At 62.1% G+C, this 25,933-nt stretch carries 14 protein-coding genes; 6 read left to right on the forward strand and 8 right to left on the reverse strand.

Features of this window, described 5'->3' with window-relative positions; translation table 11 throughout:
* Nucleotides 1-70 precede the first annotated feature (70 nt).
* Entirely contained in the window at nt 71-1,192 is a 1,122-nt protein-coding gene (locus tag C3F36_RS01805) for a 4-phosphoerythronate dehydrogenase (RefSeq protein WP_045524344.1), read from the reverse strand.
* Nucleotides 1,193-1,442: 250 nt separating this feature from the next.
* On the opposite strand from C3F36_RS01805, the gene C3F36_RS01810 reads away from it, so the two are divergent.
* A complete protein-coding gene (locus tag C3F36_RS01810) occupies nt 1,443-2,165 on the forward strand; it encodes a phosphatase PAP2 family protein (RefSeq protein WP_104454340.1) in 723 nt (240 codons plus the stop codon).
* A gap of 53 nt (nt 2,166-2,218) precedes the next feature.
* Here the strand turns inward: C3F36_RS01810 and C3F36_RS01815 are convergent, their stop codons facing one another.
* Complete coding sequence (locus C3F36_RS01815; RefSeq protein WP_041214971.1) at nt 2,219-3,040, reverse strand: MetQ/NlpA family ABC transporter substrate-binding protein; 822 nt, start codon at nt 3,038-3,040, stop codon at nt 2,219-2,221.
* 341 nt (nt 3,041-3,381) lie between these two features.
* Between C3F36_RS01815 and C3F36_RS01825 the strand changes: the two genes are divergently transcribed.
* From C3F36_RS01825 to C3F36_RS01835, 3 genes are all read left to right on the forward strand, one after another.
* Nucleotides 3,382-3,768, forward strand: coding sequence for a VOC family protein (locus C3F36_RS01825; protein ID WP_104454342.1), 387 nt, complete (start codon nt 3,382-3,384; stop codon nt 3,766-3,768).
* Between the two features lie 69 nt (nt 3,769-3,837).
* Complete coding sequence (locus tag C3F36_RS01830) at nt 3,838-4,377, forward strand: isochorismatase family protein (protein ID WP_104454343.1); 540 nt, start codon at nt 3,838-3,840, stop codon at nt 4,375-4,377.
* A gap of 5 nt (nt 4,378-4,382) precedes the next feature.
* Entirely contained in the window at nt 4,383-4,574 is a 192-nt protein-coding gene (locus tag C3F36_RS01835) for a hypothetical protein (RefSeq protein ID WP_223915819.1), read from the forward strand.
* 18 nt (nt 4,575-4,592) lie between these two features.
* Here C3F36_RS01835 and modF read toward each other — a convergent pair whose 3' ends face one another.
* Together modF and ppsA are read right to left on the reverse strand one after the other, a co-directional pair.
* Entirely contained in the window at nt 4,593-6,047 is a 1,455-nt protein-coding gene (modF, locus tag C3F36_RS01840; protein WP_104454344.1) for a molybdate ABC transporter ATP-binding protein ModF, read from the reverse strand.
* 118 nt (nt 6,048-6,165) lie between these two features.
* Nucleotides 6,166-8,538 (reverse strand): phosphoenolpyruvate synthase, encoded by a 2,373-nt coding sequence (gene ppsA / locus C3F36_RS01845; protein WP_039041363.1) that lies wholly within the window; start codon nt 8,536-8,538, stop codon nt 6,166-6,168.
* A gap of 307 nt (nt 8,539-8,845) precedes the next feature.
* Here ppsA and ppsR point away from each other — a divergent pair, with 307 nt between their 5' ends.
* Entirely contained in the window at nt 8,846-9,658 is an 813-nt protein-coding gene (gene ppsR, locus C3F36_RS01850; protein ID WP_010675153.1) for a posphoenolpyruvate synthetase regulatory kinase/phosphorylase PpsR, read from the forward strand.
* Between the two features lie 129 nt (nt 9,659-9,787).
* Here ppsR and C3F36_RS01855 read toward each other — a convergent pair whose 3' ends face one another.
* Nucleotides 9,788-10,063: a hypothetical protein gene (locus C3F36_RS01855; RefSeq protein WP_081000923.1), complete on the reverse strand. Its 276-nt coding sequence runs from the start codon at nt 10,061-10,063 to the stop codon at nt 9,788-9,790.
* A gap of 356 nt (nt 10,064-10,419) precedes the next feature.
* Here C3F36_RS01855 and C3F36_RS01860 point away from each other — a divergent pair, with 356 nt between their 5' ends.
* Nucleotides 10,420-11,796, forward strand: a complete 1,377-nt coding sequence (locus tag C3F36_RS01860) for an amino acid permease (RefSeq protein ID WP_104454345.1) — start codon at nt 10,420-10,422, stop codon at nt 11,794-11,796.
* A gap of 162 nt (nt 11,797-11,958) precedes the next feature.
* Here C3F36_RS01860 and C3F36_RS01865 read toward each other — a convergent pair whose 3' ends face one another.
* The 3 genes from C3F36_RS01865 to C3F36_RS01875 form a co-directional block, all read right to left on the reverse strand.
* Nucleotides 11,959-12,660: an SIMPL domain-containing protein gene (locus C3F36_RS01865; RefSeq protein ID WP_104454346.1), complete on the reverse strand. Its 702-nt coding sequence runs from the start codon at nt 12,658-12,660 to the stop codon at nt 11,959-11,961.
* 54 nt (nt 12,661-12,714) lie between these two features.
* A complete protein-coding gene (locus tag C3F36_RS01870; RefSeq protein WP_010675157.1) occupies nt 12,715-13,272 on the reverse strand; it encodes a hypothetical protein in 558 nt (185 codons plus the stop codon).
* An 87-nt stretch (nt 13,273-13,359) separates the two neighbouring features.
* Nucleotides 13,360-25,929, reverse strand: a complete 12,570-nt coding sequence (locus C3F36_RS01875) for a retention module-containing protein (RefSeq protein ID WP_158656064.1) — start codon at nt 25,927-25,929, stop codon at nt 13,360-13,362.
* Between the last annotated feature and the right edge of the window lie 4 nt (nt 25,930-25,933).

Raw genomic sequence — 25,933 nt, forward strand, 5'->3', positions numbered from 1 at the left:
AGGCCCGCCATGATGCCGGGCCGGGGGGAAGCGCCGCCTGAGCAAGCCCCTCCCCTTGTTGAAATCGGGTTTATTGCTCCGAGACGGCAAAACCCAGTCGGGCCAATCTGTCGTCGGCGAAGGGCCCTTTCAGTTGCAAGGCGCCAAGTTCGCGCCGCTCGGGGTAGCGCTTGCGCTGCTCATCGAAGCTGCCAGGCAGCCCGATCCGGTTGCGAAAACGGGCGTCGTCCCGGCGCACGTCATAAACAAGGTGGACAAGCTGCTTGATGAGCGCCTGATCCGCTGGCTGCCCCGGCGTCAGCTCGCGCACCTCTGGGGCAGGCAGCAGGGATTGCAGATCCTGGCGCGGGGTGCGCCCCAGTTGCCGGCACAGTGCCTCATAGAGCATCCAGGTGCCACGGGCCTTGCCTTCCAGGCTGTAACCGGCGATATGCGGGGTGGCCAGCTCGGTATGGGGCACCAGTTCATTGAGGGGCTCCGGCTCTCCTTCCCACACGTCCATCACCAGTCGCAGGGGATGGGGTCCCTGCTGGCGGACAAGCAGGGCACGGTTGTCCCACACCTCGCCGCGGGAGGCGTTGATGAGGATCTGCCCGGCCGGACGCTCGGCGATCTCCTCGGCACCCAGCAGGTGGAAGGTGGCCTCATCCCCTTCACGAAGATAGGGGACATGGAAGCTGACGATGTCGGCATCCAGGGCAGTGCGGTAATCCACGAAGTCGCCAGCGGCGCCGCTGCGGGCCAGGGGCGGGTCGCAGCGCAGCACCTTCATCCCGAGCGCCTCGGCCTTGCCGGCCACGCTCTCGCCGGTGTTGCCGGCGCCGATGACGGCGAGGCTCATCTCGCTCAAGGTCAGCTCATGGCGTTCCGCCAGAACCAGCAGGGCGGAGAGCACGTAGTCCCCCACCGACACCTTGTTGCAGCCGGGGGCGCTGAAGAAGGGGATGCCCCGCGCCGCCAGCAGCCCCTGATCGATGTGATCCGTGCCGATGGTGGCCGTACCGACAAACCCCAGCCTGGGGCAACTCGCCAGGAGCGCTTCGTTGACCCGGGTCACGGAGCGCACCAGCAGCACATCCGCCTCTTGCAGATCCGCGGCCCTTATTTCTCGTCCCGGCAGGGGAACCACTTCACCAAATTCCGCAAACAGCTCCACCGCATGGGGCATATTTTCATCAACGACGATCTTCATCGGCACGCATCTCGTCCACAAGGGCCACAGGCGCGCCATTCTAGCCCAAACGCGACGGATTTTCAGAGGCTTGTTGGCAGACCGCTCTGCGGCCATCTTTCCGCCTCCCGGCCTCAGGTGCGGGCACGATGCCCGGCAGCATCATATGTAACAGCCTGTTGCCCTCGCCCCCTTCGCCTTGACCAGAGCAACCTGACTGGCACAATGACGCCTCTTTTTAGCCGCTCGCGCCACCGAACCGGACCCCTTGATGCCGACTCACTCCTCTTCGTTGCCACGCTGCAAGGTGCTTCATTTCAATGCCCTCCTGCTCCTTCCCCTGCTATTGCTCGTCTGCCTGCCCTGGCAGCCGTTCATGACCCAGGCCCTGCAATCGGGCTGGCTATGGTGGCCCTACGCCCTCACCCGCATGGTGGACTTGCCGGGGCTGGTCTTCACCATCGCCGCCCTGCTGCTGCTCACAAGACACAAGCTGACGCTGGACAGTCGCGCCCTGCTGGCGCTGGCTGGCGCCCTCTTTGCCGTGCTGGCGAGCGACTGGGTCATCAAGAGCCTCATCAAGCTGCTGACCGAGGAGCCCAGGCCCTACCTCATCTGGCTGGAGAGCCAGGAGCTGATCCCCGCCATCCGCCAGTTCTATGGAGGAAGCCAGGCCCTTCGCAGTGAACAGGTCCACGCCGCGACCCAGTTGCTGGCGCTGCCCGCCTGGCTCGGCCAGCACTGGCAGGCAGAGGTCAACTACGCCTTTCCCTCCGGTCACAGCATCGCCGCCATGAGCCTCGCCCAGTTCTTCGGCCTGATCTGGCTGGCCCGGGCACCCGCCGGGGCCTGGCTGCTGCCGCTCTGGGCCATCGGGATCGGCCTCTCGCGCACCCTTATCGGCATGCACTGGCCCCTGGATGTACTGGCAAGCGCCCTGCTTGGCAGCCTCACCGCCCTCCTGGCCGCCCGCTGGTGGTTGCGCCACTACTGACCTCCAATAAAAAACGGGCACCTGGGTGCCCGTTTTTATCGCTTGTACGCCACTCACCCCTTCTGCTGCCAGCCCTCGGGATACTTGTAGCCGACGAAGCGCTTGGCGGCATAAGCCTTGAATTCAGGGGAGTTGTAGGCGGCCGCCACATCCTTGGCAAACGGCTTGCCCGCATCGGCGCTCTTTACCACCACCCAGTTGATGAAGTCATAGCTGCGCTCGAGGAAGAGGCCGGAGCTGAACGGGATCCCGCTTGAGGCGGCAAAGTTGCCGTTGATGACGGAGAAATCCACATCCTCACGGGAGCGCGGCAGCTGCGCCGCTTCCAGCAGCACCAGCTTGAGATTGTGGGGGTTCTTTACCACGTCGAACTCGCTCGCCTTGAGGGGATTGATCCCCTCCTTGAGGCTCAGCCAGCCCAGATCCTGCAACATCAGCAGTGCCCGCGCCTGGTTGGTGGGATCGTTCGGGATGGCGACCGTGCTTCCCTCTTTCACCGCCTTCAGATCCCCCAGCTTGCCGGCGTAGAGGCCCATGGGACCGGTCGGCACCTGGGTGATGGGCGCCAGAGAGAGACCCCGGTCTTTGGCGAAGCTCTCCAGATAGGGCTTGTGCTGGAAGCAGTTGACGTCAAGCGACCCGTCCGCCAGGGCGATGTTGGGGGTCACGTAATCGGTGAACTCCACCAGTTTGACCTTGTAGCCCTTGGCTTCAAGCTGCGGCTTGATAGAGTCGGTCACCATGTCGGCAAAGTCGCCAACCGTGGTGCCGATGACGATCTCTTTCTTCGCCTCATCGATGGCAAAGGCGGACAGCGGCAGGCTGCTGGCGAGCAACGCCAGGGCGGAAAGGGTGAAGAAGGAACGACGTTGCATAAAAACTCCCTGTCAACATGATCATCAAAACGGTGAGCGGTCGGGGGCGCGAACATGCAGTCAGCGCACAACCATCTAGCCATCTAAACGGCTAACTGAGCATACCATAACAGAGCTCGTAGCCTTCGCCAAGCAACAAAACCGGGCAAGCTTGGCCAGCACGATGTAAAGCGCATCCCGCAACTGGATGAAAAATCTTTGACGGAGCACGCAGTTATGCGCCTTGCCCTCTCCCTGCCTAGCGTCAAACTGACTTATTGTGGTCATTCGATACCCATTTCAACGGGTTCCTATGAGGGCCTGATGGGCTGCTCTACACCCAGACAACACAAGGAGTCACCGTGTTCGATCATGTTGAAATCAAGGTGGTGCGTTTTGACTCCTGTCAGCACTTCTACGCCACCGTACTGGCTCCTCTTTTGATAGAACTCAAATGGTCTGATGAGACGGCGGCCGGTTTTGGCCTGATGGGCCGCGATCACGTGGGCTTTCTGATTGAGCGGGGGCAGCAGGGCGCCTCCTGCCATCTCGCATTCAGAGCCGACGACGCGACCCAGGTGGATGCGTTCCATCACGCGGGGATCAAGGCAGGTTTTGCCTGCAATGGGTTGCCGGGACTGCGTCCCCACTATGCCCCCAATTACTACGCCGCCTTCCTGCGCGATCCCGATGGCAACAACATCGAGGCGATGACCTACCTTGAATGCCCAGACACGGCAAGCGAGTGAAGCAGCGCCACTCAGTCAGCCAACGAAAGCCTTCAGGCGAGGTAGTCCGCCACAAACAAGGAGACATTCATGCTTGAGCAAAACACCACTGGCCTGCTGGTCATCGATATCCAGGGCAAACTGGCCCGTCTGGTCGAGGAGAGTGACGCCCTGATTGCCAATACCGCCAGGCTGGTGCAAGGGGCCAGGGTGTTGGGGCTGCCGGTTGTCTGGCTGGAGCAGAACCCGGACAAGCTCGGTGCCACCGTGCCCGAACTGCAGTCGCTGCAGGCAGGCGATCTTGTGCTGCCCAAATACAGCTTCGGCGCCCTGGGGGAGCCGACGGTGGCGACCGCGCTGGCCGAAAGCGGGGTCGAGCATTGGCTGGTATGTGGCATCGAGACCCATATCTGCGTCTACCAGAGCGTGCTGGGGCTTCTCGCCAGCGGTGCCGGGGTCTCGCTGGTGGTGGATGCGGTGTCATCCCGCTCCGCCGCCAACCGGGATCTCGCCATCGGCCAGCTTGCGGCCAGGGGAGCTGCGCTGACGTCGGTGGAGATGTGTCTTTACGCGCTGATGAGGGATTGCCGCCATCCGGCATTTCGCCAGATCCTCTCCCTGGTGAAATGACCGCCATGATGGACAATATGGCGCCCTTTCTGTTCGCCCTCATCGCCTTCGGGGCGGCACTCATGGTGACGGTGACGGGGATGGCGGCCACCCGTCACTATCTTGCCTGGCTCTGGCTGGGGATCATGCTCTTCTTCGGGCTGTGGTGGACGCTGCTGGGGATGCCGCCGCTCCTTGCCGAACCAGCCCCTCTCTGACCATGCCGCCCGGACGGCTCAGCCCCCCAGACGCTCCTGCAGATAGTCGTATCCTCCCCCCTCCCTTGGCACGAAGCTCAGCCTGTGGGTCAGACCGGGGGGCGCATCATCGGCATGATGGGAAACGAACAACAACTGGGTTCCCTCGCCCACGAGGCGCGCTACCATCTCCCGCACCAGGTGACGGTTGAGGGGATCCAGCCCCTGCAAGGGTTCGTCCAGGATGAGCAGCGGCGGATGTTTGACCAGGGCACGGGCGATCAGCACCAGTCGCTGCTGACCGAAAGAGAGAGAGTGGAAAGGCTGCGCCCCCTGATCGGCCAGCCCCAGCAGGGCCAGCCACTGGTTGGCCAGCGCCAGCTGACGATCCCCCGGCCGGGTATAAAGCCCGATGGAGTCGTAGAAACCGGAGAGGATCACTGTCTGCACCGGGCAGCTGACACGATAGTCCAGATGCAGCGCCGGGCTCACGAGCCCGATATGGCGCTTGATCTCCCAGATGCTCTCGCCGCTGCCCCGCCGCCGTCCGAACAGATGGAGCTCATTGTTGTAACCTTGCGGGTGATCTCCGGTGATGAGGGAGAGCAGGGTCGACTTGCCAGCGCCGTTTGGTCCCACCAGTTGCCAGTGCTCCCCCTCGTCAATGGTCCAGTCGAGCCCGTCGATGATCACCTGATCCCCGTAAGCGATACGCATGGCTTTCATGACGACCCGAGGGCCGGGAGGCAAGGGCTCGGGTGTCGTCAGCGGTGGCGGCAAATGGGGGGACGTGGTTTCGGCGCGAGCCAGCTGGGCCACCTCCTGGCTGCCGAGCACCGCCTCGCGCTCCCCCGCCAGCAGCAGACGACACTCGCCGAGCAGGCCGAGGTGAGTGGCAAAGGGGGGGATCTCGTCAAAACGGTTGACGATCACCACCAGGCGCAGCCCCTCTGACACCAGGTCGGCCAGCAACATCATCAAAGAAGCCCTGGCCCCCTGATCCAGGCCATCGAAGGGTTCGTCCAGCACCAGCAGCTCGGGTCGCCCCAGCAGGGCCCGGGCCAGCAGCAGCTTGCGCCCCTCCCCGCTCGAGAGGTAGCGATAGGGGCGCTCCCACAGGGATTCGATGCCAAAACGGGCCAGCAGCGCGCGGGCCTCATGCTCCTCGCCCCCTGCCTCCAGCATCAGGGTCGATACCCGATACCCCGCCTCCTCCTCTTCCCCCAGCATGTCGGTATTGCGCCGCTGCCAGTCCAGCTCCCCCAGCTGTTGCTGCGACTCGAACGAGAGTCGCTCGGCCCGGACTCGACCCGATACCGCTCCGGCACGCACGACCAGCTCGCCGCACAGGGCCAACGCCAGCGCCGTCTTGCCGCTGCCGTTGCTGCCGACGAAGGTCCAGCAGGCCTGCGGGGTGAGACAGAGTTCGGGAATAACCAGGGTGTGGTGGCCACGCAGGGCCAGGGTGGCGGATTGCCACTGCAATGAGGTCATGGGATCGTCCTGTGATGGGTGCGGAGCACCTTGCTCTTTCCCCTTGTAACAGAAAAAGGGGGGCGCAGACAAAAACGGCGCCATTGCGGCGCCGTGTCATCAAAAAGCGGGGACGGGTTTAGCCGGCCTTGTGCTGCTCGGCCAGATAGAGCCAGGTGTCGACCACGGTATCGGGGTTGAGCGACACGGAATCGATCCCCTGCTCGACCAGCCAGGCGGCGAAGTCCGGGTGATCGGACGGCCCCTGGCCGCAGATCCCCACGTACTTGCCCGCCTTGCGGGCGGCGGCGATGGCCATGGCCAGCAGTGCCTTGACCGCCTCGTTTCGCTCGTCGAACAGGTGGGCGATGAGCCCGGAGTCCCGATCCAGCCCAAGGGTCAACTGGGTCATGTCATTGGAGCCGATGGAGAAGCCGTCGAAGTGCTCGAGGAATTTGTCCGCCAGCAGCGCATTGGAAGGCAGCTCGCACATCATGATGACTTTCAGGCCGCGCTCGCCACGGCGCAAGCCGTTCTCAGCCAGTATCTCCACCACCTGCTCCGCCTCACCCAGGGTACGCACGAAGGGGATCATCACCTCGACGTTGGTCAGCCCCATGACATCCCGCACCCGTTTCATCGCCTCGCACTCGAGGGCGAAGCAGGGGCGGAAACTGTCGGCAATGTAGCGCGACGCACCACGGAAACCGATCATGGGGTTCTCTTCATGGGGTTCGTAACCACGGCCCCCCACCAGGTTGGCGTACTCATTGGACTTGAAGTCCGACATCCGCACGATGACCCGCTCAGGCCAGAAGGCGGCCGCCAGGGTGGCGATCCCTTCCGTCAGCTTGGCTACGTAGAACTCCCTGGGGCTCTCGTAGCCCGCGATCATCCTGGTGATGGTGGCCTGGAGTTCCGGGGTCTGCTGATCGAACTCCAGCAGCGCCTTGGGGTGGACCCCGATCATGCGGTTGATGATGAACTCGAGGCGGGCCAGGCCCACGCCGGCATTCGGCAACTGGGCAAAATCGAAGGCGCGGTCCGGATTGCCGACGTTCATCATGATCTTGATGGGCAGGCGCGGCATGTTGCCCACCTCGGTCACCGCCACGTCAAAGTCGAGCTCGCCGTCATAAATGAAGCCGGTATCCCCTTCCGCACAGGAGACGGTGATGAGCTGACCATCCTGGATGTGGTCGGTGGCGTTGCCGCAACCCACCACTGCCGGAATGCCAAGCTCCCGGGCGATGATGGCGGCGTGACAGGTGCGTCCACCCCGGTTGGTGACGATGGCGGAAGCGCGCTTCATGATGGGCTCCCAGTCCGGGTCGGTCATGTCGGTGACCAGCACATCGCCGGGCTGCACTTCATCCATCTGGCTGATGGAGGAGATGACACGGGCCGGACCCGCGCCAATCTTGTGGCCGATGGCACGCCCCTCGATCAGCACCTTGCCGGTTTGCTTGAGGGCAAAGCGCTCGAGGGTATTGGCTTCCTGGCGGCTACGCACGGTTTCCGGACGGGCCTGAACGATGTAGAGCTTGCCATCCTGACCATCCTTGGCCCACTCGATGTCCATCGGGCGGCCGTAGTGCTGCTCGATGATGAGGGCCTGCTTTGCCAGGGCCATCACTTCCTCGTCCGTGATGCAGAAGCGGTTGCGCTCGGCATCGGTGGTGTCGACCACCTTCACCTGACGGCCATGACCGGCATCCCCGGAGTAGGTCATCTTGATGAGCTTGGAGCCCAGCGTCTTGCGCACCACGGCAGGGCGCCCGGCCTTGAGGGTCGGCTTGTGCACATAGAACTCGTCCGGGTTGACGGCCCCCTGCACCACCATCTCGCCCAAACCCTGGGCGCCGGTGATGAAGACCACGTCGTTGAAGCCGGATTCGGTGTCCAGGGTAAACATGACGCCTGAGGCAGCGAGATCCGAGCGCACCATGCGCTGCACCCCGGCAGAGAGAGCGACCCCCTTGTGGTCATAGCCCTGATGGACCCGGTAGGAGATGGCGCGATCGTTGAACAGCGAGGCAAACACATGCTTGATGGCAGTCATGACGGCATCGATACCGCGCACGTTGAGGAAGGTCTCCTGCTGACCGGCAAACGACGCATCCGGCATGTCTTCCGCAGTGGCGGAGGAGCGCACGGCAAAGGAGGCCTCGAGCCCCGCGCTCAGCTTGTCATAGGCCTCCCGCACCGCCTGCTCCAGAGCGGGCTGGAAGGGTGCTTCCACCACCCAGTCGCGGATCTGCTGACCGGCCCGGTTGAGGGCGGCGATGTCATCCACATCCAGACTGTCGAGCAGGTCATGGATCTTGCCGTTGAGGCCGCTTAACTCCAGAAACTCGTTAAACGCAAAGGCCGTGGTCGCAAACCCGCCCGGCACGGACACGCCGACCCCCGAGAGGTTGCTGATCATCTCGCCAAGGGATGCATTCTTGCCGCCGACGCGTTCAACGTCCTGCATACCGAGCTGTTCGTACCAGAGTACGTACTGTTGCATTTGCATGTCTCCAGGTTGGGGGGCCAGGGTGACAATTCACCTGCTGTGCCAAGTCGTGTGTTTTTGTTAGTGTCTGTTGCCAACGACCATGAAAACGTTTTCTATTTATTGTCAAAAAAATCCCCGAGCAAGAGTTGGGGATGGTCGTTTGACACAGGCATTCTACAATAGCGACACAAAAAGGTAACGACTCAGGTTTGCAAGCGAGTTCACAACTTGGGCATGGCAGATCTGTTGACAAAAACGATATGGTTTCGAGAGATACTTATTTCTCGCCGCCCCCTGGAGCGCACCACAGGAGTCCGCAGTGCACACCGTATTCTATGTATCCGACGGCACCGCCATCACCGCCGAAGTCTTCGGCCACGCCGTGTTGAGCCAGTTTCCCCTGGCCTTCGAACAGGTCACCATCCCCTTTGTCGAGACCCAGGAAAAAGCGCGCCAGGTACGGGCACGCATTGACGAGCAGTTTCGCCAGACCGGGGTGCGCCCCATCCTGTTTCACACCATCGTCGACCCCATGGTGCGTGAAGAGGTGCTCAAGGCCCAGGCCAGCAGCCACGATTTTCTCAACACCTTCGTGAGCCCTCTCGAACAGGAGCTCGGTATCAAGGCCGAACCCAGGTTGCATCGCACCCATGGCATGGAAAACCGCAAGCTGTACGACGATCGCATCGAAGCGGTCAACTTTGCGCTGGCCAACGACGATGGCATCACCACCAGGGAGTATGACGAGGCAGACATCATCCTCATCGGGGTCTCCCGTTGCGGCAAGACACCGACCAGCCTCTATCTGGCACTGCAATTTGGCATTCGCGCCGCCAACTATCCCTTTATCGAGCAGGACATGGGATCGCTGGAGCTGCCCGCCGCCCTCAAGGCCAATCGCCACAAATTGTTCGGCCTCACCATCATGCCGCAGCGGCTGCACGAGATCCGCAACCAGCGCCGCGCCAACAGCCGCTACTCCTCGCTTGATCAATGCAAACAGGAGCTGGCCAGCGTCGAGAGGCTGTTCCGCCAGGAGGCGATCCGCTTCCTCGATACCAGCTCCCACTCGGTCGAGGAGATCAGCGCCAAGATCCTGGAAGCGACCGGCCTTCGCCGCCAGCTCTGCTAACCTGCAAGGCTGCGACAGCACAACGCACCATGAGACAGAGGAGTGGCAAGATAACGAAACAGAAGAACAGGATGAAAAAATAATGCCAGCATCATCGCTGGCATCCCATCACTCGCGGGGCAAGCAGGCTCAGGGCTTGTTGAGTTCCTTGTTGTTCATCAACATGCCGTGAAAATTAATGAGTCCCCTGCCCTTGCGGACTCGCTCGCTCAGCCAGCAAGCTGGCACCAGCCCCATCCCGGCAGCAAGGATGAGCACCATGGCGATGTGGTTCACCAGGTAATCCGCTCCCAACCAGCCCCAGACAACAAGGCTGCTCATCGCCATCGTCAGCAACATGGGGGATAGCCAGATCCCGAGCCAGAGCACGACCATCACCAGGCCACCCACAATACGCTCCATCATATGAGTCCCTTTTTATCAAAGGGCAACAAGGCCATGAAAACCGGACTGAGTCAATAGATGGAAATCCATCAGAACACAAAACCAGCAACCACTCTCAAACCCCCTTTCCAGGTCATGAAAAACCTGCATGTCGCACAAAATAGCAGCCAATGATGAGGAAAACAGGTGCATGAATGGTCGATTATCACTATTCTGCTCGAGTTGGTAGCCGCTACAAAAAACAGCCAGCGGCAAACCGTAACGATATAAATACGGATTTCGTCACGTTTTCGGCACAAGATGCCGCGCCAGGCAGAGGACGTGCTGTGGCTGACGGGACGCGAGCCGAGTGATTTCAGCGACGTAAGGAAGGATGCATGGATCTTCAACAACACGGCGACGAGCTCAAGCGCGGTCTGAAAAACCGCCATATCCAGCTTATCGCACTGGGCGGTGCCATCGGTACAGGCCTGTTCCTCGGCATTGCCGACACCATCAAGATGGCGGGCCCTGCGGTGCTGCTGGGCTATGCCATCGGCGGCTTCATCGCCTTCCTCATCATGCGCCAGCTGGGCGAGATGGTGGTGGAAGAGCCGGTTGCCGGCTCATTCAGCCATTTTGCCTACAAGTACTGGGGTGACTTCGCCGGCTTCGCCTCCGGCTGGAACTACTGGGTGCTCTATGTGCTGGTGAGCATGGCCGAGCTGACGGCAGTCGGTATCTATGTCCAGTACTGGTGGCCCGAGATCCCGACCTGGATGTCGGCGGCCTTCTTCTTCGTGCTGATCAACGCCATCAACCTCTCCAACGTCAAGGCGTTCGGCGAGATGGAGTTCTGGTTCGCCATCATCAAGGTGGTCGCCATTCTCGGCATGATCGGATTCGGCGGCTGGATGCTGTTCTCCGGCAGCGGCGGCCCCGAGGCCACGGTCAGCAACCTCTGGGCCCAGGGTGGCTTCTTCCCCAACGGCGTCGGCGGGCTGGTGATGGCAATGGCCTTCATCATGTTCTCCTTCGGCGGTCTGGAGCTGGTCGGCATCACGGCAGCAGAAGCGGACAATCCCGAGAAGAGCATCCCCAAGGCCACCAATCAGGTGATCTACCGCATCCTCATCTTCTACATCGGTGCCCTCACCGTACTGCTCTCCCTCTATCCCTGGGGCAAGGTAGTGGAAGGCGGCAGCCCGTTCGTGATGATCTTCCATGCGCTCGACAGCAACCTGGTAGCCAACGTACTTAACCTGGTGGTGCTGACCGCCGCGCTGTCGGTGTACAACAGCTGCGTCTACTGCAACAGCCGCATGCTGTTTGGCCTGGCCAAGCAGGGCAACGGCCCCAAGGCCCTGCTCAAGACTAACAAGAGCGGCGTGCCCCTGACCGCCATCACCATCTCGGCCGCGGCCACCCTGCTGTGCGTGCTCATCAACTATTTGATCCCGGGCAAGGCCTTTGGTCTGCTGATGTCTCTGGTGGTCTCCGCCCTGGTCATCAACTGGGCCATGATCAGCCTGGCGCACCTCAAGTTCCGCAAGGTGAAGGCTGCAGAAGGCGTCACCACCAAGTTCAAGGCACTGTGGAGCCCGTTTGGCAACTACCTCTGCCTCGCCTTCATGGCCGCCATCCTGGTGATCATGTACATGAACGACGGCACCCGCATCTCGGTCGAGCTGATCCCGGCCTGGGTCCTGGTACTCGGTATCGGATATCTGCTCAAACAGAAGAGCCAACGCAAGCTGGCGACCAACCTGGGCTAGGCATCAAGCCTCCTCCAACAAAAATGCCGGTCAGTGACCGGCATTTTTTTATTCCATTCCCGTTTCACCTGACCCAGTTCGCGGCTCGCTTGTCCTGCCAGCCCCTGCAATGACAAACCCGAGGGGTTGCCTCGGGTTTGAGTGATGGACAAAGGGGCTGTGTTATTCCAGCAGGAAGACGGCTTCTACATTGTCAGTGATGCTGATCTGCTGCTGTTGATAGCTGTTTTCCATCATGTCGGCGGCAGGGGCTGCCGCAGCCTTCATGGCACGGGTATAGACCGGCATGGGGGAACTGTTGCGGTATTCAACGCTATACACTTTGCCAAGCTTCATGCCGAAAGCCTTGGCCAGGGATTCCGCCTTGCTCGTGGCATCAGCGACAGCACCAAGCCGGGCCTGCTCCTTGATGACCTGTGGTGACTTCAGGCCGTACTCTATCTGGGTCACGGACTCCAGACCCGCCTTGAGGGCGGTGTCCATCAGCTGGCTCAACTTGTCGAGCTGGTAGAGTTTGACCGCCAGCTGACGCTGGGCACGGTAACCCACCATTTTGGGTTGCTTGTTCTGGGGGTACTGGTACTCGGGGGAGATCACCAGATTGCCAGCCTCCACGTCGCTGCGCTTGATGCCGAGGCTCTCCAGCTGGCCAAAGAAGGCTGCTACCTTGGTATCTACCTGCTGTTTGGCCTTGATGCCCTGCTTCTCCAGTGCCGTGACGGCGACATTGAGCGTCAGCATGTCTGGTTCAGCCTTCTGCTCCGCATAGCCACTGACGACCAGATGGGGGGCCTGAGGAACCTCGATGGCAAGCAACGGAGCACTGACAACCAGCGCGGACAGGGTAAGAAGGGGACGCCACATAAAAAAACCTCCATCATTTAGATGGAGGTCATTATGCATGTCGTCGATTGGGATTCATATATCGTGTGTCGGCGGGATCTGGTCCAGCACCTGATTGGTCATGTCGATATTGATGCTGATCTCCCCTCCTCCTGAATTGCCATGGCTTGTCATCACGGGAGCAGGCGCCTGGCTGCCAAACAGCGATTCATCCTCAAAGTGGAACGAATCCCACGACAGAACATGACCTTGTGATGGCAGATTCGGCTCGGACGTCGTCACGACGGCCAGCGCACCCCAGTCAAGCTCCTCGCCGTGGCTGAGCAGCCCCTGCAAGGAGGTATCGCTCAGGCTCTGCAACGAATACTCCTGCTGCCCCCACTCATGGCCGACCAGCACCATCATATGGGGCAGGGGCGCATCCTCTGCCGGTGTGAAGCTGATACGAGAAGCGGCAAAGTCCACATTCAGCAACCCCGCCACCTCACCATCTTCGCTCTCCAGCTCCAGACCGTTGAGCGTGTCACCCGTCATCGTGGCCTGATAGCCAAAGCGGCCGGTGCAGACGATATTGTCCTGCCCGTTCCAGCTATAGCGAATGCCGTCGATGTCGACCCAGTTGAATGACTGCATGGTGACCCTCTCCTGATACTGCAGCTATCTTATCTGCCCACTCCATCAAATAACAGGGGCCGGGCACACCCGGCCCCCATACCCTGCTTACGGATCGACCTTGAGGTTGCCCTGATCCAGCAGATCCTGAATGATCTGCAGATTGGATTTGCCAGCCGTCAGATCCACGTTGTCAAAGAGGATGGTATGAGTCGTGGTGCCACTTCCCGCTCCATCCAGATCAATGGTCAGTGTCGACTTGCCACTGCCCGGACCAGGAGCAAAGGTAAGATAGTGATCCAGTGTGCTCGCATCGGCATGCTCACCACTGAGCAGTTCACTCAGGTCCAGAACATCTCCATTGGCCCCCGTGGTGAAGTCTTTGATGGTATCCGTGCCTCCTGCATCACCAGCCATCCATTTGAAGGTATCCTTGCCAGCCCCACCAGTCAGGGTATCACTGCCGGTACCCCCAATCAGCAGGTCGTCGCCACCACCACCACTCAAGATGTCGTTACCTGCCAGTCCGCTCAGGACGTTGGCATTGCCATCGCCGGTCAGGCTGTCGTTGAACATGGAACCTACCAGGTTTTCCATGTTGCTCAGGCTGTCTGTCCCTGCCCCTCCGGTATTCTGATTGGCGCCATTGACTGTGACCGTGACCCCAGCAGAGCTGTCGAAGTAACTGGCCGTATCATTGCCGTTGCCGCCGTTCAGGGTATCGTTGCCAGCGCCACCGATCAGGAGATCATTGCCTTCACCGCCATTCAAGGTGTCGTTGCCGAGCCCCCCAAGCAGGATGTCGTTCCCGGCATTCCCGTTGAGCCTATCGTTTCCAGACCCCCCGATCAGGATCTCGTCGAGATAGCTCCCGGTGAGTGTCGAACCGCTCTGCACATCCACATACACCTTGGCCGTATCTGTGGTCGTGCTATTGGTGTAGTTGAACGAACCCTCGTAAGAGCTGGGGGTCGCATTGCCGGAAGTATTGTCAAATGTTACCGAGCCTGCATTGTCTGTGACGGTCCCTCCAACGGCTCCCGAGATGCCCGTGATCATCTGGGTCGCAGCCAGAGGCCCGGTGTCATTGGCAAGCAGGGCCCAATCCGGAATGGTCGCGGGGTCCTGGTTAGTGATGATAAAGTCATCACGAACCACGGTAGGACCGACCGCCGGGTTGATAACGATGGACAAGGTGCTGGACGCAGTATCCCCATCGTTGTCTATCACACTGTAACCCACGACCTGGTTTATCCCCCCGACCGGAATGGATGACGGCGGAGTATAGGTGTAGGCGCCGTTGTCCATGTCCACCTTGAGGATGCCGCCAGCAAGTGTAATGGTCCATTCGTTGGTCGTTGTATTGAAGGTCCCGGCTGATGTCCCTCCCGAAACGCCGGCGGAGTCCGTCTTCTGGTTGTAGGTATAAGTCACCCCCCCCACGGTAATGGCATTGAGCCAGCCACCATCGGCCCCGGCACTCGCCGCTACACCGTTGATAAGTTGTCCTGCCAAGGGCGGGGCTACCACGGTGCTCAAAAGGGTCGCGGTCAGTTGGCTGAAGTCAGTCACCACCACTGCAGTGGTATTTGCCGGGCTGGCACCACTGACCCCGTTGTAGGCAATGGGATCCAGTGCAGACTGGGTCGCTCCCGAGCCCATACCGAGCGCGTACGAATTGATGTTGTTCGCCGTCAGGAAATCGGCCCAGTCCTTGGTTTCACCGCTCAGTGTCGTGCCGTCACCATCGATCCCGTTTCCACCGCCAAGCGAGTTGTTGCCATCAGGAACTGTGGCGGGGGTACCGCTCAACGAGCTGGCATTTGGCAGACCATCCGACATGAAGTAAGAGACATTTTGCGCATTAGCGAGTTTACCTGTATCGCCAAAGGCTTTGATTGCCTCGTTCAGTGCATCATCGTAGTTGGTCGAGTCAGTGGGGGTAAGGCCAAGGATGATCGCCTTGGCTACATCGATCGAGACCCACACCCCGGTCGGATTGGCGGCTGAAGTGGAGAAGGTCACGATATTGACCATGACGCTGCCGTAGGCGCTGTATTTGTCCAGCAGCTCCAACGCGGACTTCTGCATCACCTGCATCCGAGTCATGCCTTGATATCCAGATGGATCACCCATACTACCGGAGATATCGAGGATCAACATCAGATTCGTGTTCTGCACCTGAGTCGCCTGGCCTGCATTGGTAACAGCATTGGCAATGGGGGCATCATCGCTGATCACAACCTGCAGGTTACCCGTGCCACTGTCGCCACTGGCATCCGTAGCCGACACGACGAAACTCGGACCATTCGCTGTATCACTGTTGCCTTGAACGTTGTGAGTCAGCACATTGTCTTTGAGCGTGTAGGTATAGTTCACCGTGTAGACACCGGCCGTGGGTCCGCTGACACCGGTTACCGTCAGCATTCCTTCCGTATTGTTGATCAAGGTCTGACTGCCGCCACTAGTCAAGTTGTAAGCCTGCCCACCGATGGTCAAGGTAGTCAGATTTTCCCCCTGGGTGTTGATGGTGAAGCTGCCATTGAATATCTCCGAATTACCACTGGCGGCCGTCCCCTCAGGCAGTCCCTCCTCATCAACCGTCGCATTGCCGATGGTCAATACAGGGACACGGGTATCCTGAGCAATATTGATGGTCAGAGTTGCCGGATCCGTATCACCATCGCCATCTTTGAGCGTGTAGGTAAATACCTCCGAGGCCCCCACGGGAACCGATGCCGCCGTGAGCGTATAACTGTATTCGCCATCCAGCCCCATGGTCAGCGTCCCATACAGCCCGGTCACAGTGAATCCACCGGCAGGATTACTGTCTGAATTGCCGTTCGAGCTCACGACCTGGCTGATTGCCGCACCATCCGCCCCCATGACGTCCACCCCGGCACCGGCTGTACCGCCGATGGTACCCGCCCCGGTAATGACATTGCCCGTCACCGGAGTGAACACACCTTCAGTGGCACTGTCAGCATCATCGTTGGCCGTCGGCACGTCATCCACGATCTGCACGCTCAGGGTGTTCGAGGCCGAGTCCCCGTCGCTGTCCACCAGGCTCACCGCGAAGTCTTCGAACAGGCTGTTGTTGCCGTTCGCCGTCGGGTGCGCCTCGTTGTCGTTCAGGGTGTAGCTGTAGCTCACCAGCCCCGTCGCCGGGTTGTACCCGGTGATGGTCAGGGTGTTGCCCAGCGGCGTGGTCACCCCGCTCAGCGGGAAGCCCGCCACCACCCCGTTCACCACGATGTTGATGCCACCCACGCTCAGGGTCTTCACCCCGTCCGGCGCGCTGATGGTGAAGTCCCCCGTCACCGTGGTCGACTCCTTGCTGCTGTCCGACCCCGCCGACTCATTCGCGCCGCGGGTCGCCAGCAGGTCGTCTTCGTACACCTTCGCATCCCCGCCCTCGCCCTTGGGCGTCAGGTTGGTGATGGTCACCCCGTCATCGTCGTTCTTGATGGTCAGGGTCAGGGTCGCCGTGCTCACGTCTCCGTCCGCATCCGTCAGGGTGTAGGTGAACACTTCGCTGCCCACCCCGCCCCCGGTCAGCGCCTTGAAGTCACCGTCGCTCGGGTTGAGGGTGTAGATGTAGGTGCCGTTGGCATTGAGCACCAGGCTGCCGTAGGTCCCGCTCAGGGTGCCCGCGGTCACCGCCGCGCCATCCGCCCCCTGCACGTCGTTGGTGATGACGTTGCCATTGAGGACCAGGTTGTTCTCGCTCGCCACCGTCAGGTTGACGTCGCTCACCGCCGTCGGCACGTCGTCCACGATCTGCACGCTCAGGGTGTTCGAGGCCGAGTCCCCGTCGCTGTCCACCAGGCTCACCGCGAAGTCTTCGAACAGGCTGTTGTTGCCGTTCGCCGTCGGGTGCGCCTCGTTGTCGTTCAGGGTGTAGCTGTAGCTCACCAGCCCCGTCGCCGGGTTGTACCCGGTGATGGTCAGGGTGTTGCCCAGCGGCGTGGTCACCCCGCTCAGCGGGAAGCCCGCCACCACCCCGTTCACCACGATGTTGATACCACCCACGCTCAGGGTCTTCACCCCGTCCGGCGCGCTGATGGTGAAGTCCCCCGTCACCGTGGTCGACTCCTTGCTGCTGTCCGACCCCGCCGACTCATTCGCGCCGCGGGTCGCCAGCAGGTCGTCTTCGTACACCTTCGCATCCCCGCCCTCGCCCTTGGGCGTCAGGTTGGTGATGGTCACCCCGTCATCGTCGTTCTTGATGGTCAGGGTCAGGGTCGCCGTGCTCACGTCTCCGTCCGCATCCGTCAGGGTGTAGGTGAACACTTCGCTGCCCACCCCGCCCCCGGTCAGCGCCTTGAAGTCACCGTCGTTCGGGTTGAGGGTGTAGATGTAGGTGCCGTTGGCATTGAGCACCAGGCTGCCGTAGGTCCCGCTCAGGGTGCCCGCGGTCACCGCCGCGCCATCCGCCCCCTGCACGTCGTTGGTGATGACGTTGCCATTGAGGACCAGGTTGTTCTCGCTCGCCACCGTCAGGTTGACGTCGCTCACCGCCGTCGGCACGTCGTCCACGATCTGCACGCTCAGGGTGTTCGAGGCCGAGTCCCCGTCGCTGTCCACCAGGCTCACCGCGAAGTCTTCGAACAGGCTGTTGTTGCCGTTCGCCGTCGGGTGCGCCTCGTTGTCGTTCAGGGTGTAGCTGTAGCTCACCAGCCCCGTCGCCGGGTTGTACCCGGTGATGGTCAGGGTGTTGCCCAGCGGCGTGGTCACCCCGCTCAGCGGGAAGCCCGCCACCACCCCGTTCACCACGATGTTGATGCCACCCACGCTCAGGGTCTTCACCCCGTCCGGCGCGCTGATGGTGAAGTCCCCCGTCACCGTGGTCGACTCCTTGCTGCTGTCCGACCCCGCCGACTCATTCGCGCCGCGGGTCGCCAGCAGGTCGTCTTCGTACACCTTCGCATCCCCGCCCTCGCCCTTGGGCGTCAGGTTGGTGATGGTCACCCCGTCATCGTCGTTCTTGATGGTCAGGGTCAGGGTCGCCGTGCTCACGTCTCCGTCCGCATCCGTCAGGGTGTAGGTGAACACTTCGCTGCCCACCCCGCCCCCGGTCAGCGCCTTGAAGTCACCGTCGCTCGGGTTGAGGGTGTAGATGTAGGTGCCGTTGGCATTGAGCACCAGGCTGCCGTAGGTCCCGCTCAGGGTGCCCGCGGTCACCGCCGCGCCATCCGCCCCCTGCACGTCGTTGGTGATGACGTTGCCATTGAGGACCAGGTTGTTCTCGCTCGCCACCGTCAGGTTGACGTCGCTCACCGCCGTCGGCACGTCGTCCACGATCTGCACGCTCAGGGTGTTCGAGGCCGAGTCCCCGTCGCTGTCCACCAGGCTCACCGCGAAGTCTTCGAACAGGCTGTTGTTGCCGTTCGCCGTCGGGTGCGCCTCGTTGTCGTTCAGGGTGTAGCTGTAGCTCACCAGCCCCGTCGCCGGGTTGTACCCGGTGATGGTCAGGGTGTTGCCCAGCGGCGTGGTCACCCCGCTCAGCGGGAAGCCCGCCACCACCCCGTTCACCACGATGTTGATACCACCCACGCTCAGGGTCTTCACCCCGTCCGGCGCGCTGATGGTGAAGTCCCCCGTCACCGTGGTCGACTCCTTGCTGCTGTCCGACCCCGCCGACTCATTCGCGCCGCGGGTCGCCAGCAGGTCGTCTTCGTACACCTTCGCATCCCCGCCCTCGCCCTTGGGCGTCAGGTTGGTGATGGTCACCCCGTCATCGTCGTTCTTGATGGTCAGGGTCAGGGTCGCCGTGCTCACGTCTCCGTCCGCATCCGTCAGGGTGTAGGTGAACACTTCGCTGCCCACCCCGCCCCCGGTCAGCGCCTTGAAGTCATCGTCGTTCGGGTTGAGGGTGTAGATGTAGGTGCCGTTGGCATTGAGCACCAGGCTGCCGTAGGTCCCGCTCAGGGTGCCCGCGGTCACCGCCGCGCCATCCGCCCCCTGCACGTCGTTGGTGATGACGTTGCCATTGAGGACCAGGTTGTTCTCGCTCGCCACCGTCAGGTTGACGTCGCTCACCGCCGTCGGCACGTCGTCCACGATCTGCACGCTCAGGGTGTTCGAGGCCGAGTCCCCGTCGCTGTCCACCAGGCTCACCGCGAAGTCTTCGAACAGGCTGTTGTTGCCGTTCGCCGTCGGGTGCGCCTCGTTGTCGTTCAGGGTGTAGCTGTAGCTCACCAGCCCCGTCGCCGGGTTGTACCCGGTGATGGTCAGGGTGTTGCCCAGCGGCGTGGTCACCCCGCTCAGCGGGAAGCCCGCCACCACCCCGTTCACCACGATGTTGATGCCACCCACGCTCAGGGTCTTCACCCCGTCCGGCGCGCTGATGGTGAAGTCCCCCGTCACCGTGGTCGACTCCTTGCTGCTGTCCGACCCCGCCGACTCATTCGCGCCGCGGGTCGCCAGCAGGTCGTCTTCGTACACCTTCGCATCCCCGCCCTCGCCCTTGGGCGTCAGGTTGGTGATGGTCACCCCGTCATCGTCGTTCTTGATGGTCAGGGTCAGGGTCGCCGTGCTCACGTCTCCGTCCGCATCCGTCAGGGTGTAGGTGAACACTTCGCTGCCCACCCCGCCCCCGGTCAGCGCCTTGAAGTCACCGTCGCTCGGGTTGAGGGTGTAGATGTAGGTGCCGTTGGCATTGAGCACCAGGCTGCCGTAGGTCCCGCTCAGGGTGCCCGCGGTCACCGCCGCGCCATCCGCCCCCTGCACGTCGTTGGTGATGACGTTGCCATTGAGGACCAGGTTGTTCTCGCTCGCCACCGTCAGGTTGACGTCGCTCACCGCCGTCGGCACGTCATCCACGATCTGCACGCTCAGGGTGTTCGAGGCCGAGTCCCCGTCGCTGTCCACCAGGCTCACCGCGAAGTCTTCGAACAGGCTGTTGTTGCCGTTCGCCGTCGGGTGCGCCTCGTTGTCGTTCAGGGTGTAGCTGTAGCTCACCAGCCCCGTCGCCGGGTTGTACCCGGTGATGGTCAGGGTGTTGCCCAGCGGCGTGGTCACCCCGCTCAGCGGGAAGCCCGCCACCACCCCGTTCACCACGATGTTGATACCACCCACGCTCAGGGTCTTCACCCCGTCCGGCGCGCTGATGGTGAAGTCCCCCGTCACCGTGGTCGACTCCTTGCTGCTGTCCGACCCCGCCGACTCATTCGCGCCGCGGGTCGCCAGCAGGTCGTCTTCGTACACCTTCGCATCCCCGCCCTCGCCCTTGGGCGTCAGGTTGGTGATGGTCACCCCGTCATCGTCGTTCTTGATGGTCAGGGTCAGGGTCGCCGTGCTCACGTCTCCGTCCGCATCCGTCAGGGTGTAGGTGAACACTTCGCTGCCCACCCCGCCCCCGGTCAGCGCCTTGAAGTCACCGTCGTTCGGGTTGAGGGTGTAGATGTAGGTGCCGTTGGCATTGAGCACCAGGCTGCCGTAGGTCCCGCTCAGGGTGCCCGCGGTCACCGCCGCGCCATCCGCCCCCTGCACGTCGTTGGTGATGACGTTGCCATTGAGGACCAGGTTGTTCTCGCTCGCCACCGTCAGGTTGACGTCGCTCACCGCCGTCGGCACGTCGTCCACGATCTGCACGCTCAGGGTGTTCGAGGCCGAGTCCCCGTCGCTGTCCACCAGGCTCACCGCGAAGTCTTCGAACAGGCTGTTGTTGCCGTTCGCCGTCGGGTGCGCCTCGTTGTCGTTCAGGGTGTAGCTGTAGCTCACCAGCCCCGTCGCCGGGTTGTACCCGGTGATGGTCAGGGTGTTGCCCAGCGGCGTGGTCACCCCGCTCAGCGGGAAGCCCGCCACCACCCCGTTCACCACGATGTTGATGCCACCCACGCTCAGGGTCTTCACCCCGTCCGGCGCGCTGATGGTGAAGTCCCCCGTCACCGTGGTCGACTCCTTGCTGCTGTCCGACCCCGCCGACTCATTCGCGCCGCGGGTCGCCAGCAGGTCGTCTTCGTACACCTTCGCATCCCCGCCCTCGCCCTTGGGCGTCAGGTTGGTGATGGTCACCCCGTCATCGTCGTTCTTGATGGTCAGGGTCAGGGTCGCCGTGCTCACGTCTCCGTCCGCATCCGTCAGGGTGTAGGTGAACACTTCGCTGCCCACCCCGCCCCCGGTCAGCGCCTTGAAGTCACCGTCGCTCGGGTTGAGGGTGTAGGTGTAGGTGCCGTTGGCATTGAGCACCAGGCTGCCGTAGGTCCCGCTCAGGGTGCCCGCGGTCACCGCCGCGCCATCCGCCCCCTGCACGTCGTTGGTGATGACGTTGCCATTGAGGGCCAGGTTGTTCTCGCTCGCCACCGTCAGGTTGACGTCGCTCACCGCCGTCGGCACGTCGTCCACGATCTGCACGCTCAGGGTGTTCGAGGCCGAGTCCCCGTCGCTGTCCACCAGGCTCACCGCGAAGTCTTCGAACAGGCTGTTGTTGCCGTTCGCCGTCGGGTGCGCCTCGTTGTCGTTCAGGGTGTAGCTGTAGCTCACCAGCCCCGTCGCCGGGTTGTACCCGGTGATGGTCAGGGTGTTGCCCAGCGGCGTGGTCACCCCGCTCAGCGGGAAGCCCGCCACCACCCCGTTCACCACGATGTTGATGCCACCCACGCTCAGGGTCTTCACCCCGTCCGGCGCGCTGATGGTGAAGTCCCCCGTCACCGTGGTCGACTCCTTGCTGCTGTCCGACCCCGCCGACTCATTCGCGCCGCGGGTCGCCAGCAGGTCGTCTTCGTACACCTTCGCATCCCCGCCCTCGCCCTTGGGCGTCAGGTTGGTGATGGTCACCCCGTCATCGTCGTTCTTGATGGTCAGGGTCAGGGTCGCCGTGCTCACGTCTCCATCCGCATCCGTCAGGGTGTAGGTGAACACTTCACTGCCCACCCCGCCCCCGGTCAGCGCCTTGAAGTCACCGTCGCTCGGGTTGAGGGTGTAGGTGTAGGTGCCGTTGGCATTGAGCACCAGGCTGCCGTAGGTCCCGCTCAGGGTGCCCGCGGTCACCGCCGCGCCATCCGCCCCCTGCACGTCGTTGGTGATGACGTTGCCATTGAGGACCAGGTTGTTCTCGCTCGCCGCCGTCAGGTTGACGTCGCTCACCGCCGTCGGCACGTCATCCACGATCTGCACGCTCAGGGTGTTCGAGGCCGAGTCCCCGTCGCTGTCCACCAGGCTCACCGCGAAGTCTTCGAACAGGCTGTTGTTGCCGTTCGCCGTCGGGTGCGCCTCGTTGTCGTTCAGGGTGTAGCTGTAGCTCACCAGCCCCGTCGCCGGGTTGTACCCGGTGATGGTCAGGGTGTTGCCCAGCGGCGTGGTCACCCCGCTCAGCGGGAAGCCCGCCACCACCCCGTTCACCACGATGTTGATACCACCCACGCTCAGGGTCTTCACCCCGTCCGGCGCGCTGATGGTGAAGTCCCCCGTCACCGTGGTCGACTCCTTGCTGCTGTCCGACCCCGCCGACTCATTCGCGCCGCGGGTCGCCAGCAGGTCGTCTTCGTACACCTTCGCATCCCCGCCCTCGCCCTTGGGCGTCAGGTTGGTGATGGTCACCCCGTCATCGTCGTTCTTGATGGTCAGGGTCAGGGTCGCCGTGCTCACGTCTCCGTCCGCATCCGTCAGGGTGTAGGTGAACACTTCGCTGCCCACCCCGCCCCCGGTCAGCGCCTTGAAGTCACCGTCGTTCGGGTTGAGGGTGTAGATGTAGGTGCCGTTGGCATTGAGCACCAGGCTGCCGTAGGTCCCGCTCAGGGTGCCCGCGGTCACCGCCGCGCCATCCGCCCCCTGCACGTCGTTGGTGATGACGTTGCCATTGAGGACCAGGTTGTTCTCGCTCGCCACCGTCAGGTTGACGTCACTCACCGCCGTCGGCACGTCATCCACGATCTGCACGCTCAGGGTGTTCGAGGCCGAGTCCCCGTCGCTGTCCACCAGGCTCACCGCGAAGTCTTCGAACAGGCTGTTGTTGCCGTTCGCCGTCGGGTGCGCCTCGTTGTCGTTCAGGGTGTAGCTGTAGCTCACCAGCCCCGTCGCCGGGTTGTACCCGGTGATGGTCAGGGTGTTGCCCAGCGGCGTGGTCACCCCGCTCAGCGGGAAGCCCGCCACCACCCCGTTCACCACGATGTTGATACCACCCACGCTCAGGGTCTTCACCCCGTCCGGCGCGCTGATGGTGAAGTCCCCCGTCACCGTGGTCGACTCCTTGCTGCTGTCCGACCCCGCCGACTCATTCGCGCCGCGGGTCGCCAGCAGGTCGTCTTCGTACACCTTCGCATCCCCGCCCTCGCCCTTGGGCGTCAGGTTGGTGATGGTCACCCCGTCATCGTCGTTCTTGATGGTCAGGGTCAGGGTCGCCGTGCTCACGTCTCCGTCCGCATCCGTCAGGGTGTAGGTGAACACTTCGCTGCCCACCCCGCCCCCGGTCAGCGCCTTGAAGTCACCGTCGTTCGGGTTGAGGGTGTAGATGTAGGTGCCGTTGGCATTGAGCACCAGGCTGCCGTAGGTCCCGCTCAGGGTGCCCGCGGTCACCGCCGCGCCATCCGCCCCCTGCACGTCGTTGGTGATGACGTTGCCATTGAGGACCAGGTTGTTCTCGCTCGCCACCGTCAGGTTGACGTCGCTCACCGCCGTCGGCACGTCGTCCACGATCTGCACGCTCAGGGTGTTCGAGGCCGAGTCCCCGTCGCTGTCCACCAGGCTCACCGCGAAGTCTTCGAACAGGCTGTTGTTGCCGTTCGCCGTCGGGTGCGCCTCGTTGTCGTTCAGGGTGTAGCTGTAGCTCACCAGCCCCGTCGCCGGGTTGTACCCGGTGATGGTCAGGGTGTTGCCCAGCGGCGTGGTCACCCCGCTCAGCGGGAAGCCCGCCACCACCCCGTTCACCACGATGTTGATGCCACCCACGCTCAGGGTCTTCACCCCGTCCGGCGCGCTGATGGTGAAGTCCCCCGTCACCGTGGTCGACTCCTTGCTGCTGTCCGACCCCGCCGACTCATTCGCGCCGCGGGTCGCCAGCAGGTCGTCTTCGTACACCTTCGCATCCCCGCCCTCGCCCTTGGGCGTCAGGTTGGTGATGGTCACCCCGTCATCGTCGTTCTTGATGGTCAGGGTCAGGGTCGCCGTGCTCACGTCTCCGTCCGCATCCGTCAGGGTGTAGGTGAACACTTCGCTGCCCACCCCGCCCCCGGTCAGCGCCTTGAAGTCACCGTCGCTCGGGTTGGGGGTGTAGGTGTAGGTGCCGTTGGCATTGAGCACCAGGCTGCCGTAGGTCCCGCTCAGGGTGCCCGCGGTCACCGCCGCGCCATCCGCCCCCTGCACGTCGTTGGTGATGACGTTGCCATTGAGGACCAGGTTGTTCTCGCTCGCCACCGTCAGGTTGACGTCGCTCACCGCCGTCGGCACGTCGTCCAGCACCACAACATCCAGCCCTGCACTGGTCGTATCGCCATCGAGGTCCGTCAACACGACGTTGAAGCTCTCCGTCAGAGCCCCATCATTTGCAGATTTGTTATGTGTTTCGTTATCGTTCAGGGTGTAGCTGTAGGTCACGCTGCCAACCCCTGTCACCGGGTTGTAGCTGACGCCGGTCACCAGCAGTTGATTTCCCAAAGGACTGGGGATCCCCTGGGGGAAGGTGGTCAAGACCTGGCCATTGCTGATCAGCGTCACACCTCCCAGCGTCAGGCTTTGTACTCCATCTGCCGCATTGAATGTAAAGGTACTGCTCTTGGTCAAGGCAGCGCCATCGGGGGCTGAGCCATCCGGCAATGCGGCTTCATCAAGGACAAGCTCACCACCCTCGACCTGCAATCCATTCAGCGAGACAGGCTCATCTACAGGGGTGATGGTGATGGTCAGAGTGGAGTCGTTGGTATCATCCCCATCCGTTACGGTGTAATTGACCGCAGGTACGGGGCCTGTGTAGTTCAGCGCGGGGGTAAAGGTATAGGAGCCGTCCGCATTGATGATCAGCGTACCAATCCCATCCAGCGTGCTCTCAACGCCAGCAGCAATTCCCTGATTGCTGCCCCAGCTATAGGAAATGACAGACGAATCAAGGGGACCATCCGGATTGTTGCTGTTGTCGAGCACATTGCCACTGATGGCCTGATCTTCCTGGGTGACAACAGACTCATCCTGATCATCGAGCTGATTCTCGGGCAGAAGATCGTCTTCCTGCAGCACATTCTGATCGATCAACGTGTCATAGCCGGTATCGAATCCGGCCTCGGCTATGGTCGCATCTCCGATGCGGTCTATGACAACAAAACCACCATTGCCACTGGCCCCAGCGACCCCGCCGATACCGCCACCACCACCGGCGGCAGGTGCCCCACCAGCAGCAGAGGCTTCGAAGTTCTTGGTCGGGTCAACCCCTTGCAGGATGGATTGTTGCAACGCCGCAATTTCTGGCGACACTTCAGGCGAGCCTTGCTGATGATTGGCAACCGATGAGGAAGATTGCCCCTCTGGAGGCATCTCTGTCCCTGCCGGGACACCATTGCCCTCTGCAGGTTTGTCATCGTAGGGCGCCAGCATCAATTTGGCATCATCAGCGATATTGAGTCTGGCGCCAGGCTGCAGTATCTCGCCAGGCTGGAGAGGGCGACTGCTGCCATCGGCAAGCAGGATCTGAACGTTGCCTTCTACGGAAGAGACGACCACGGTTTTGTCGATGATTTGGGTGCGCATATCC

The sequence above is a fragment of the Aeromonas sp. ASNIH2 genome (genome assembly GCF_002934795.1).
GTDB lineage: Bacteria > Pseudomonadota > Gammaproteobacteria > Enterobacterales > Aeromonadaceae > Aeromonas > Aeromonas caviae.